Raw genomic sequence first — 12,762 nt, 5'->3', positions numbered from 1 at the left:
TTTTCCTGTTACTTGGCCATCGCTGCAGCAGGCGCATCCGCCTTGGCAGCCATTTCACGCAGCGCGCGGCGATACTCGACCGGCATCACCTTGACGAACTTGCCACGGGCATTCGCCCAGTCGGCGAGGATGTCGGCGGCACGCTTCGAGCCCGAGAAGGCGGCGTGACGCGCGATCAGGCGACGCAGAATGGCTTCGTCGCTCATCGTCAGGTGGTTGATCGCAGCCTCGCCGATGATGTCGTCGTCCGACTCGTCAGCCAGGTCACCGCTGATCACGTCCAGCTCGACCATCGACATGTTGCAGCGCTTGGCGAAGCTGCCGTCCTCGTCATAGACGTAGGCGACGCCGCCCGACATGCCGGCTGCGAAGTTGCGACCGGTCTGGCCGAGCACGACCACGGTACCGCCGGTCATGTATTCGCAGCCGTGGTCACCGGTACCCTCGACCACCGCGATGGCGCCCGAGTTGCGCACGGCGAAACGCTCGCCGGCAACGCCGCGGAAGTAGCACTCGCCTTCGGTCGCACCGTAGAGCACGGTGTTGCCGACGATGATGTTCTTTTCCGATGCGCCGCGGAAAGCGTCCGACGGCTTGATTACGATGCGGCCGCCGGACAGGCCCTTGGCGACGTAGTCGTTGCCCTGGCCGGTCAGTTCCAGCGTGATGCCGCGCGCGATGAAGGCGCCGAAGCTCTGGCCTGCGGTGCCGCTGAGCTTCACCATGATGGTGTTGTCAGGCAGACCCTTGTGGCCGTAGCGGCGCGCCACTTCGTGCGACAGCATGGTGCCGGCGGTGCGGTTCACATTGGTGATCGGCGATTCGACGACGACCGGCTTGCCGGTTTCGATGGCGTCCTTCGCCTTGGCGATCAGGCTGTGGTCGAGCGCGCGGTCGATGCCGTGGTCCTGCGTTTCGCTGTGCACGCGCGACACTTCGGCCGGAACCGGCGGCATGTAGAAGATGCGCGAAAAATCGAGGCCGCGCGCCTTCCAATGTTCGATGCCGGCGCGGGTGTCGAGCAGGTCGGAGCGGCCGACCAGATCGTCGAACTTGCGCACGCCCATCGAGGCCATCAGTTCGCGCACTTCTTCGGCGACGAAGAAGAAGTAATTGACCACGTGTTCCGGCTGGCCGGTGAATTTCTTGCGCAGCACCGGATCCTGGGTGGCGACGCCGACCGGGCAGGTGTTCAGGTGGCACTTGCGCATCATGATGCAGCCCTCGACCACCAGCGGTGCGGTGGCGAAGCCGAATTCGTCGGCGCCGAGCAGCGCGCCGATCAGCACGTCGCGGCCGGTCTTCATCTGACCGTCGGCCTGCACGCGGATGCGGCCGCGCAGGCGGTTCAGCACCAGAGTCTGCTGGGTTTCGGCCAGGCCGAGTTCCCACGGCGTACCGCAGTGCTTGATCGACGAAATCGGGCTGGCACCGGTGCCGCCGTCATGGCCGGCGATCACCAGGTGGTCGGCCTTGGCCTTGGACACGCCGGCAGCGACGGTACCGACACCGATTTCCGACACCAGCTTGACCGAGATCGACGCCGTCGGATTCGAGTTCTTCAGGTCGTGGATCAGCTGGGCCAGATCCTCGATCGAATAGATGTCGTGGTGCGGCGGCGGCGAAATCAGACCGACGCCCGGCACCGAGTGGCGCAGGAAGCCGATGTATTCCGACACCTTGTGGCCGGGCAGCTGACCGCCTTCGCCCGGCTTGGCGCCCTGGGCCATCTTGATCTGGATCTGGTCGGAGTTGGCCAGGTACTCGGCGGTGACGCCGAACCGGCCGGACGCGACCTGCTTGATCTTCGAGCGCAGCGAATCGCCCTTCTTCAGCGGCAGCGCGACTTCGACGCGCGACGAGCCGATCAGCTTGTCGAGCGTGGTGTCTTCGGTCACCGGGTTGAAGCGGATCGGGTCTTCACCGCCCTCGCCGGTGTTCGACTTGCCGCCGATGCGGTTCATCGCGATGGCCAGCGTGGTGTGCGCTTCGGTCGAGATCGAGCCGAGCGACATCGCACCAGTGGCGAAGCGCTTGACGATTTCGGTCGCCGGCTCGACTTCGGACAGCGGCACCGGTGCGCCCGCCGGCTTGATGTCGAACAGACCGCGCAGCGTCATGTGACGCTTGGTCTGGTCGTTGATGATGCGGGCGTATTCCTTGTACGTGTCGTACTTATTGGTACGCGTCGAGTGCTGCAGCTTGGCGATCGCGTCCGGCGTCCACATGTGCTCTTCGCCGCGGATGCGGAAGGCGTATTCGCCGCCGGCATCGAGCGCATTGGCCAGCACCGGGTCGTTGCCGAAGGCCTGGGCGTGCGTGCGCAGCGCCTCTTCGGCCACTTCCTGCAGGCCGATGCCTTCGACCTGGGTGGCGGTGCCGGTGAAGTAGCGGGCGACGAAGGCCGAGTTGAGACCGATCGCTTCGAAGATCTGCGCGCCGCTGTACGACTGGTAGGTCGAGATGCCCATCTTGGACATGACCTTGTTCAGGCCCTTGCCCACCGCCTTGATGAAGCGCTTCGATGCGTCCTTGGTCGACAGACCGGACGGCAGCTCGTTGGAAATTTCGGCGATGGTGTCGAAAGCCAGCCACGGACAGATCGCTTCGGCGCCGTAACCGGCAAGCAGCGCGAAATGATGGGTTTCACGCGCCGAACCGGTATCGATGACGAGGCCGGTCAGCGTGCGCAGGCCCTTGCGCACCAGGTGGTGATGCACGGCCGACGTGGCCAGCAGCGCCGGGATGGCGACGCGCTCGCGCGAGGCGGCACGGTCGGACAGGATGACGATGTTGAAACCGTCGGCCACCGACTTCTCGGCCGCTTCCTGCAGGCGCTTGATCGCCCCTTCGCAGGCCGCGGCGCCGTCAGCCGCCGGGTAGGTGATGTCGAGTACCAGCGAGCGGTACTTGCCACCGGTCAGACGCTCGATGTCGCGCAGGCGCAGCACGTCTTCGTTGGTGAGCACCGGCTGGGTGACTTCCAGGCGCGGCGTCAGGCCGTCCTCGTTGTCGGCCACACCCATCAGGTTGGGACGCGGGCCGATGAAGGAGGCGAGCGACATCACGATCTCTTCGCGGATCGGGTCGATCGGCGGGTTCGTGACCTGGGCGAACAGCTGCTTGAAGTAGGAATACAGCGGCTTGTTCTTGTCCGACAGCACCGGCAGCGCAGAGTCGTTACCCATCGAGCCGATGGCTTCTTCGCCGCCGGCCGCCATCGGCGCCAGGATGAACTTGATGTCTTCCTGCGTGTAGCCGAAGGCCTGCTGCGTATCGAGCAGGGTTTCGCTGCGCTCGGTGGCGTACTTGATCTCTTCCAGTTCGGTCAGGAAGAAACGCGAATCGGTGATCCACTTGTCGTACGGATACTCGGTGGACAGCTCGTGCTTGAGGGCGGCGTCCTCGATGATCGCGCCCTTTTCGAGGTCGATCATGAACATCTTGCCCGGCTGCAGACGCCACTTCTGCACGATGCGCTCGTCCGGAATCGGCAGAACGCCCATTTCGGAGGCCATCACGACCATGTCGTCGTCGGTGACCAGGAAGCGCGCCGGACGCAGGCCGTTGCGGTCCAGCGTGGCGCCGATCTGACGGCCGTCGGTGAAGGCCACGGCGGCGGGGCCGTCCCACGGCTCCATGATGGCGGCGTGGAATTCGTAGAAGGCGCGACGCTCTTCGTCCATCAGCGGATTGCCGGCCCAGGCTTCGGGGATCAGCATCATCATGGCGTGGGCCAGCGAGTAGCCGCCCATCACCAGCAGTTCGAGCGCGTTGTCGAACGAGGCCGAATCGGAGCCGCCTTCGACGATGAGCGGCCACAGCTTGTCGAGATCGTCGCCGAGGGCGGCCGACTTCATCGACTTCTGACGCGCCTTCATCCAGTTGATGTTGCCGCGCACGGTGTTGATTTCACCGTTGTGGGCAATCATGCGGAAGGGGTGAGCCAGATCCCAGGTCGGGAAGGTGTTGGTCGAGAAGCGCTGGTGTACCAGCGCCAGCGCGGACTGGGCGCGCGCGTCCTGCAGGTCGAGGAAGTACTCGCCGACCTGGTGCGCCAGCAGCATGCCCTTATATACAAGGGTGCGCGAGGACAGCGACGGAATGTAGAACTGCTTCACGTCGGCCAGCTTCAGCGCGCGCACTGCGTGTTCGACACGCTTGCGCACGACGAACAGCTTGCGTTCGAAGGCGGTCTGGTCGGCCACGGTATCGGGGCGGGCGATGAACACCTGACGCATCTGCGGCTCAATGGCGCGCGCGGCTTCGGCCAGGATGCTGCTGTCGCGCGGAACGTCGCGCCAGCCGAGGAAGGTGAGGCCTTCTTCGTGAATGATGCGCGCCACGACCGACTCACAGGCGGCACAGCCGTTGGCCGATTGCGGCAGGAAAACGGTGCCACAGGCGTAATCGCCGGCGGGCGGCAGCGTGATGCCGATCTTCGCGGCCTCGGCGCGCATCAGCGCATCGGGCATCTGGATAAGAATGCCGGCGCCATCGCCGAGCAGCGGGTCGTAACCGGTTGCGCCACGGTGATCGAGGTTCTTCAGGATCAGCAGACCCTGTTCGATGATGTCGTGCGATTTGCGATTCTTGATGTTCGCAACGAAACCCACACCACATGCATCACGCTCGTTTTCGGGGTCGTACAGACCCTGAGTATGGGGAAGACCCATTGCTTTCGTCCTCGAAACTCGTTTGCCAACCGCGCGCGGCATCGCTCTGATCGCTCGCCACTGCGGGAATTCGCACCGCCGCATCCACGAAAAAGCCGGTTTCCGCGGTCATCCTCTGAAGGGGATTTGGCGGGCACCGGCTCGGGTGGCCTCGCCGACTCGTCGGTGAGACCGGCACAGGCACTTTGGGGGTGGACGACGGAGTATAAAACCTTGATCCGCTGCGTACAACACCCGTGCGGCGGCGCATCAAACAGCGCCGACCGACGGGGTCAGATCTCGCCGACCGCGAACAGGCGGCGATGCTCGCGCATCGCGTAACGGTCGGTCATTCCGGCGATGTAATCGGCAATGGCGCGGGGCTTGTCTTCGCGGGCCATCACCTGATACTGCGGCGGCAGCAGGCGCGGATCGTCCAGGAAGGCGCCGAACAGTTCGGCGATGATGCGGCGCGCCTTGGCGGTCATGCGCAGTACCTGATAGTGACGGTACAGGTTGTCGCGCAGGAACTGCTTGAGCGTGAGCTGCTCGGCCCGCATCGCTTCGCTGTAGGCAACCAGCACCGGGGCAGCCCGTACGTCGTCGATGGAGCGCGGCGCCACGGCTTCGATACGACCCGTCGTTTCCCCTACCAGATCAATCACTTGCGCATTGATCATGCGGCGGATCGCCTCGTGAATGAGGCGCCGGCCTGCGATCTGCTGATACAGATCGATCACTTCGCGGCGGAAGCGGGCGAAGATGGGCACCTCTTCCAGCTGTTCCAGCGTGATCAGGCCGGAGCGCAGGCCGTCGTCGACGTCGTGATTGTTGTAGGCGATTTCGTCAGCCAGATTGCAGATCTGCGCCTCGATGGTCGGCTGCGTACGGTCGAGGAAGCGCTGGCCCAGTTCGCCCAGTTCGCGCGCGCGCGCCGGCGAACAGTGCTTGAGGATGCCCTCGCGCGTCTCGAAGGTGAGGTTCAGGCCGTCGAAGGCGCCGTAGCGTTCCTCCAGCAGATCGACCGTGCGCAGACTCTGCAGGTTGTGCTCGAAACCGCCGTAGTCGCGCATGCATTCGTTCAGCGCGTCCTGACCGGCGTGGCCGAAAGGCGTGTGGCCGAGGTCATGGGCAATCGACACCGCCTCGGCCAGATCTTCATTCACCCGCAGGGCGCGGGCGATCGAGCGCGCGATCTGCGCGACCTCGATGCTGTGCGTGAGCCGGGTGCGGAACAGGTCGCCTTCGTGATTGACGAACACCTGGGTCTTGTATTCGAGCCGCCGGAAGGCGGTGCTGTGCACGATGCGATCGCGGTCGCGCTGGAACTGGCTGCGCCCGTGCGGCGAATCTTCCGGGAAACGGCGTCCGCGCGAATTGTCGTCGCAGGCTGCGTAGGGTGCGAGCTCAGGCATCTGCGCAGCAGTGCTCGATGGACGCGGCAATGTCGGCCACCGCAGCATCGCCATACACGACGGCCTCGCCGATGCGCTTGAGCAGCACAAGGCGCAACTTTCCGGCCTCGACCTTCTTGTCGTGCGACATCAGTTCGAGGTAGCGCTCTACGCCCAGCTTCGGTCCGCGCAGCGCCAGACCGGCGGATTCGTGGATGCGGTGGATGCGCGCGACGTCGTCATCGGTCAGCCAGCCGAGCCGGCGCGACAGCTCGGCCGCCATCAGCGTACCGGCCGCAACCGCCTCGCCGTGCAGCCACTCGCCGTAGCCGAGACCGGTCTCGATCGCGTGGCCGAAGGTGTGGCCGAGGTTGAGGTGGGCGCGCACGCCGGCCTCGGTTTCGTCCTCGATGACGACGTCTGCCTTGTTGCGGCAGGACCGCTCGATGGCGAAGGCCAGCGCTTCGGTGTCGCGCGCCAGCAGGCGCGGCATGTTGATTTCGAGCCAGTCGAAGAACTCGCGATCGCGGATCAGACCGTACTTGATCACTTCGGCCAGCCCGGCCTTCAGTTCGCGGTCGGGCAAGGTGTCCAGCGTATCGATGTCGGCCAGCACGAGTTTGGGCTGGTAGAAGGCGCCGATCATGTTCTTGCCCAACGGATGGTTGATCGCGGTCTTGCCGCCGACCGACGAATCGACCTGGGACAGCAGCGTGGTCGGCACCTGGATGAAGGGCACGCCGCGCTGGTACGTGGCGGCCGCAAAGCCGACCATGTCGCCGATGACGCCGCCGCCGAGCGCGATCAGCGTGGTCGAGCGCTCGACGCGGGCGCCGAGCAGCGCGTCGAAAATGAGGTTCAGCGTCGGCCAGTCCTTGTGTGCCTCGCCGTCAGGCAGCACGACCAGCTGGCGGGCAACGCCGACCGAGTCCAGAGCGTCGAGCACGCGCGCGGCGTACAGCGGCGCGACGATTTCGTTGCTGATGACCACAGCGCGCTTGCGCTTCAGTACCGACGCGAACAGATCGCCACGGTCTATCAGACCACGACCGATATGGATGTCGTAGGCGCGCTCGTCGAGCGCCACGTTCAGGCTGCGCATCGGTTCAGGTATTCCCGTTCAAGTTTCCGCACGATGGACAGCGGACTGCCCTGGCCGCTTTCGGCGATGAAATCGGCGACCTCACGGTACAGAGGGTCGCGCAGGCCATGAAGTTCGCGCACCCGGGCGCGCGGGTCCTCGACCTGCAGCAGCGGCCGGTTGCGGTCGCCGCGGGTGCGCGACCACAGCACGTCGGGCGGCACGTCGAGATAGACCACCCAGCCACCGGCCTTCAGATTCTGCCGATTCATCGGATCGAGCACCGCACCGCCGCCGGTGGCCAGCACCAGCCCGGTTTCGTGCGCCAGCGCTTCGATGGTCGCCGCTTCGCGCCGGCGAAAGCCGGCTTCGCCCTCGATCTCGAAGATGGTCGGAATGCTGACGCCGGTACGCGCCTCGATCTCGTGATCGCAGTCGACGAAGCGCTTGCGCAGCCTGCGCGCGAGCTGACGGCCGACGGTCGTTTTGCCGGCGCCCATCATGCCGACCAGAATAATGTTGTCGCTATGTTCCACCGGCCGGATTCTAGCAGCGCAAAAAGAAAGCGGCCCCGTCGCCGGGGCCGCCTGGTGCCAAGTCGATGAGCTCGCTCAGCGCAGCGTCAGATTGTCGCTGACGATGCGCGGCGTGACGAAGATGAGCAGTTCGGCGCGGTTGTCGCGGGTTTCCGTGCTGCGGAACAGGAAGCCGACGTAAGGCAGATCGCCGAGGAAAGGCACGCGCGTCTGCGTGCGGCGCTCGTCCTGCGTGTAGATACCGCCGATGACCACCGTGCCGCCGTTCTCGACCAGCACGTCGGTCTTGACGTGCTTGGTGTCGATGGCCACGCCAGAGCCGGTCGAGAGCTGGGTGTTCGGCGTGTCCTTGTTGATGTCGAGCGCCATCTGCACCCGACCGTCCGGGGTGATCTGCGGCTTCACCTGCAGCTTGAGGTTGGCCTTGCGGAAGGACACGCTGGTCGCGCCCGAACTGGTTGCCTGCTGGTACGGAATTTCAACACCCTGCTCGATCAGCGCCTCGTTCTGGTCGGAGGTCATGACGCGCGGGCTGGAAATCACCTTGCCCTTGCCGTCCTGTTCGAGTGCCGACAGTTCGAGGTTCAGGAAACGGGTCGCCGCCGAATTGAACAGCACGAAGGACAGTTGGCCCGGCGTACGCGGCGTGATGTTGTTTGCACGCAGGTTCGTGCTCAACGAATCAGTCAGGAAGTTCGGCTGGGTCTGCACCTGGCCGGTCTGGAAACCGGTCGCCGCAGCCGATCCGCCGATGTTGAGGCCGGCGCGACCCAGCTGCACCGAACCTGCGGCCGTCTGGTTGATGCCGAGACGTGCGCCGAGGTTCTTCGCGAAATCCTCGTTCGCTTCGACGATACGCGCTTCGATCAGGACCTGACGGGTCGCCACGTCGAGCTCGATCAGGATGCGGCGGATGTCTTCGAGTCGCGACGGAATGTCGGTCACGATGAGCTTGTTGGTGCGCGTGTCCATCACGATCGACCCACGCTTGGACAGGAAGCGCTTGTCCTTGTCATCGAGGATGGATTTGTACAGGACTTCAGCCTTGTGATAGTTCAGCTGGAAGGTTTCAGTGCGCAGCGGCTCAAGCTCGCTCACCTGCTGCTGGCTTTCGAGCGCCAGCTTTTCCTTCGCCGTCAGCTCGTCGCGCGGTGCGATCCAGATGACGTTGCCCGTCTTGCGCTTGTCCAGTCCCTTGGCGTCGAGAATGATGTCGAGAGCCTGGTCCCATGGGACGTCCTTCAGTCGCAGCGTGAGCGAACCACCGACCGTGTCGGAGGTGATGATGTTGTTGTCGGTGAAGTCAGCGATCACCTGCAGCACCGAACGCACGTCGATATTCTGGAAGTTCAGCGACAGTTTCTCGCCCTGGTAGCCCGGCTTGCTGCCCTGAACCAGCTTGTTCGGGTCCTCGACCAGACGTTTGACCTCGAGGATGAACTGATTCTCGCTCTGGTAGGCGTTGTGCTCCCACAGACCGGTCGGGGTGACCGTGAGGCGGGTGTTGGCACCCGAACGCACGACTTCCATCTGGGTGATCGGGGTGCCGAAGTCGGTCACGTCGTAACGCTTCAGGAACTCTTCGGCCACCGAGGCGCGCAGGAATTCGACCACCAGCTTCGTTCCCTGCTGGCGGATGTCGATGCCGGTGTTCGGATCCGACAGTTCGACCACGACGCGACCTTCACCGTCCTTGCCGCGACGGAAGCCGACGTTGCGCAAGGTCTGCGTGCCCTCGTTCGCGCTCGGCTCGGCGAATCGGGACGTCTTGTCAGATTGGGCGACCGCTTCGGCATTCGTCGGCATCGCCAGGCTGATGTACAGGTCGCGCCCGGACAGCCGGGTATTGAACGTGGACAGCTTGTTGAGGTTGAGCACCAGTCGCGTGCGGTCACCGACCTCGACGATGTTGAAGCTGCGCAGATGCGCTTCGTTCAAGGTCTGGGACGAGCGGCCGAGCGCGTTGCCGGTCGACGGGAAATCGAAGGCGATGCGCGCGGGCGACGCGACGCTGAAGTTGGCGGGCACCGTGGCCAGTTCCGACTTGGTCGTCACCTTGACCAGTACCTCCCCGCCCTGCTGCGACACCAGGATGGACTCGATGCTGTTCGGCTGAGCCTGTGCAACGGCAAGTGCCGGTATCGAAGCGACGGCGAGCGCGCACAGCAGGCCGGCGAGTTTGCGGACGAAATTCATTTCTTTGCCTCCTGCTCCTGCAACTGGAGCGTACTGGTACGTTCGACCCATTCGCCGTCCGCGTCCTGAACGATTTCCTTCAAGGTGATGCCATCGCCGGATATCGACGTGATGACACCGAAGTTCTGACCCATGTAATTGCCGCTGCGCACGCGATGCAAGGTCGTGTCCGCCTTGATCAGCGCGTAGGTGACCCGCCCCTGTTCGAGCAGACCGACCATCGCCAGCGTGTCGAGCGGGTACTGCTCCAGCGGCTCCTTGCGCCGGTCGAGGTCAGGCGTGATGCCCCCGCCGCCACCGCCGCCCTTCTTCCGCTCCGGCTCGATCTTCTGCACGCTGAACGGATCGAGCAGATTGCCCGCTTCGTAGGCAACGATGATCGACGGCTTGATTTCCGGCAGCGGCTTCACCTGCCCCTTCAGGCCCTGGGTGTTCTCTTCCATCCACGAGCGCAGGTCTTCATGGTCTTCGCTACCGCAGCCCGCCAGCGCCAGACTGGCCGCCAGCATCGTCAGGAGGCGCTTCATTTATTGGCCCCCTTGGCCTTGTCGGCCTTTGCCTTCTTGATTCGGGCAATCTCTTCGTCGTCGAGATAACGGTAGGTGGTCGCCACGGCATCCATCTTCAGGCCGTCCTTGCTTGAATCAATGACGATCGAACCCAGGGTCACGATGCGCGAGAGCTTGGCGACGTCGCCAGCAAAGTTGCCGAGGTCGTGATAGCCGCCGGTGACGCGGATGGTGATCGGCATCTCGGCGTAGAAATCCTTGACCGCTTCGCCACCCGGCTTCCAGGTTTCGAACTGCAGGCCACGGCTCAGACCGGCCTGACTGATATCGACCAGCAGCGATTCCATCTCGGCCTTGTTCGGCAGCTGCTTGAGCAGCGCGCCGAAGGACTTGTCGATGTCGGCCAGCTGCTGCTGGTACTGCTCGAGATTCACCGCCTGACGCTTCTTGTTGAGCCACTCGTCCTTCAGCGTCTGTTCCTCGAGTCGCTTCTGTTCGAGCTCGACGCGCAGCGGATCCCACAGGAACCACCAGCCCGCGGCCAGCGTTGCGACCAGCACACCCAGCAGGACCGCAGCCTTCGGCGCGGTGGCCCAGTTGCCGACGTCCTTCGGGTCGAGATTCTTGAAATCGTCCGCGATGCGCGTGAAATCGATCTGGGGCATCTGGATCTGCTTCATGTCTTGCGCCCCTTCGTCGTCTTGCTGTCGGCCTCGTCCACTGCGCGCGTGATGAACAGATCAAGGCTGAATTCGTTCATGCGGCGCTTGTCGACGGTGGCGCCCTTGATTTCGATGAGGGTCGGGCGCTCGAGCAGCGGCGACGATTCCAGATTCCGCATCAGGCTGGACACCCGCGCGTTCGATTGCGCGTACCCGACCAGATTGATCTTGTTCGCCTGCTGCGAGACCTTCTTGATATAGACGCCTTCCGGCACGTTCTTCGCGAGTTCGTTGAACAGGCCGACCGCCTCCGACCGGTTGCCCTGCAGCGACTCGATCACCCGCTTGCGCTGCAACAGCGCGTCGGTCTGCTCGCGCAGCCGCTTGATCTCGTCGATCGACTTGTCGAGCGCAGCGATTTCGGTCTTCAGGAAGGCGTTCTTCTCGTCCTGGGCCGACACGTAACCGCTGATGATGCCGTTGCCGAGCGCCACGATGAGTCCGCCGAGCACCAGCGTCAGGCCGGTCAGCGCATAGAACTGCTGGCGCCGCGCCTTGCGCTTCTCCTCGCGATGGGGAAGAAGGTTGATGCGTATCATGCGTCGAACCTCCTGAGCGCGAGACCGCAGGCCACCAGCAGCGAAGGTGCGTCCTGACTGAGTCGCTTGGCGGTGACCGTCTGCGACAGCTGCATGTCGACAAAGGGGTTCGCGATACGGGTTTCGACCTGGGTGCGGTTGGCAACCACCTCGTCCAGACCGGGGATCACCGAGCACCCGCCGGCCAGCACGATATGGTCGACGCTGTTGTACTGCGTCGAGGTGAAGAAGAACTGCAGCGCGCGCGACACCTCGAGCGCGAGGTTGTCCATGAAGGGGCGCAGCAGGTCGTTCTCGTAATTCTCCGGCAGCGTGTTGGTGCGCTTTGCGGCTTCGGCCTCTTCCGGGCTCATGCCGTAGTTGCGCATGATGTCCTGCGTCAGCTGGTAGCCGCCGAATGCCTGCTCGCGGGAATACACCGGCTGGTCATTGCGCAGGATGATCACGTTCATCACGTTGGCGCCGACGTCGACCAGCACGATGTTGGTGTCCTTGCCGCCGTCCGGCAGCTGCTTCTCGACCAGTTCGAATGCGGCCTGTGCCGCGTAGGACTCGACGTCGACCACGACGGCGCGCAGGCCGGCCGCTTCGGCCACCGCGACGCGGTCCTCGACCTTTTCCTTGCGCGAGGCGGCGATCAGCACCTCGACCTCGTCCGGATTGCCGGGCGCCGGGCCGACCACCTGGAAATCCAGATTCACCTCGTCGAGCTGAAAGGGGATGTACTGATTGGCTTCCGACTCCACCAGCACCTCGAGCTCCTGCTCGCGCTGATTTGCCGGAACGATGATCTTCTTCGTGATGACGGCCGCCGCCGGCAAGGCCAGCGCGACATTGCGCGTCGACGTGCCCATGCGCTTCCACGCCCGACGCACGGCGTCGGCGACGTCTTCGAGCTTGGCGATGTTGCCATCCACCACCGAATCGCGCGGGAGGTTCTCAATGGCGTAGCGCTCGATGCGGTGCTCGCCCTTCGCTGTCCGGGACAGCTCGACCAGCTTGACCGCCGAGGACGACACGTCAAGCCCCATCAGGGGACGCGCTCCCGGGTTAAATACCGACAGGTCGAAAGCCAAGCTTTTTCCTTTTAAGACAGTGAATTAGGCCCAATACGCACAAATTACATTAAG

Annotated in this window: 9 protein-coding genes; all 9 read right to left on the bottom strand. The window is 64.1% G+C overall.

The window, feature by feature from the left end; genetic code table 11:
- Positions 1-8: 8 nt before the first annotated feature.
- Entirely contained in the window at positions 9-4,676 is a 4,668-nt protein-coding gene (locus IV112_RS19790; RefSeq protein ID WP_304006611.1) for a glutamate synthase-related protein, read from the bottom strand.
- A gap of 272 nt (positions 4,677-4,948) precedes the next feature.
- Positions 4,949-6,070 carry a deoxyguanosinetriphosphate triphosphohydrolase gene (locus IV112_RS19785; protein ID WP_304006608.1) on the bottom strand — a complete coding sequence of 374 codons (1,122 nt, stop codon included), beginning with the start codon at positions 6,068-6,070 and terminating at the stop codon, positions 4,949-4,951.
- A complete protein-coding gene (aroB, locus tag IV112_RS19780) occupies positions 6,063-7,151 on the bottom strand; it encodes a 3-dehydroquinate synthase (protein WP_304006605.1) in 1,089 nt (362 codons plus the stop codon). Before aroB ends, IV112_RS19785 begins: the two co-directional genes overlap by 8 nt.
- Entirely contained in the window at positions 7,139-7,666 is a 528-nt protein-coding gene (locus IV112_RS19775) for a shikimate kinase (RefSeq protein ID WP_304006602.1), read from the bottom strand. The genes aroB and IV112_RS19775 overlap by 13 nt, the downstream gene beginning before the upstream one ends.
- 75 nt (positions 7,667-7,741) lie before the next feature.
- Complete coding sequence (locus tag IV112_RS19770; RefSeq protein ID WP_304006599.1) at positions 7,742-9,862, bottom strand: type IV pilus secretin PilQ; 2,121 nt, start codon at positions 9,860-9,862, stop codon at positions 7,742-7,744.
- Complete coding sequence (locus tag IV112_RS19765) at positions 9,859-10,389, bottom strand: pilus assembly protein PilP (RefSeq protein WP_296813084.1); 531 nt, start codon at positions 10,387-10,389, stop codon at positions 9,859-9,861. The genes IV112_RS19770 and IV112_RS19765 overlap by 4 nt, the downstream gene beginning before the upstream one ends.
- A complete protein-coding gene (locus IV112_RS19760; protein ID WP_020166076.1) occupies positions 10,386-11,051 on the bottom strand; it encodes a type 4a pilus biogenesis protein PilO in 666 nt (221 codons plus the stop codon). The genes IV112_RS19765 and IV112_RS19760 overlap by 4 nt, the downstream gene beginning before the upstream one ends.
- The gene (locus tag IV112_RS19755; RefSeq protein WP_304006592.1) at positions 11,048-11,632 is read right to left on the bottom strand and encodes a PilN domain-containing protein; all 585 of its coding nucleotides are present in this window, start codon (positions 11,630-11,632) and stop codon (positions 11,048-11,050) included. The genes IV112_RS19760 and IV112_RS19755 overlap by 4 nt, the downstream gene beginning before the upstream one ends.
- Positions 11,629-12,708, bottom strand: coding sequence for a pilus assembly protein PilM (locus IV112_RS19750; RefSeq protein WP_024300771.1), 1,080 nt, complete (start codon positions 12,706-12,708; stop codon positions 11,629-11,631). The genes IV112_RS19755 and IV112_RS19750 overlap by 4 nt, the downstream gene beginning before the upstream one ends.
- Between the last annotated feature and the right edge of the window lie 54 nt (positions 12,709-12,762).

The organism is Methyloversatilis discipulorum (assembly GCF_018780585.1).
Lineage (GTDB): Bacteria > Pseudomonadota > Gammaproteobacteria > Burkholderiales > Rhodocyclaceae > Methyloversatilis > Methyloversatilis discipulorum_B.
Note: the sequence above shows the minus strand (reverse complement) of the source record. Positions and strands in the feature narration are given on the sequence as shown.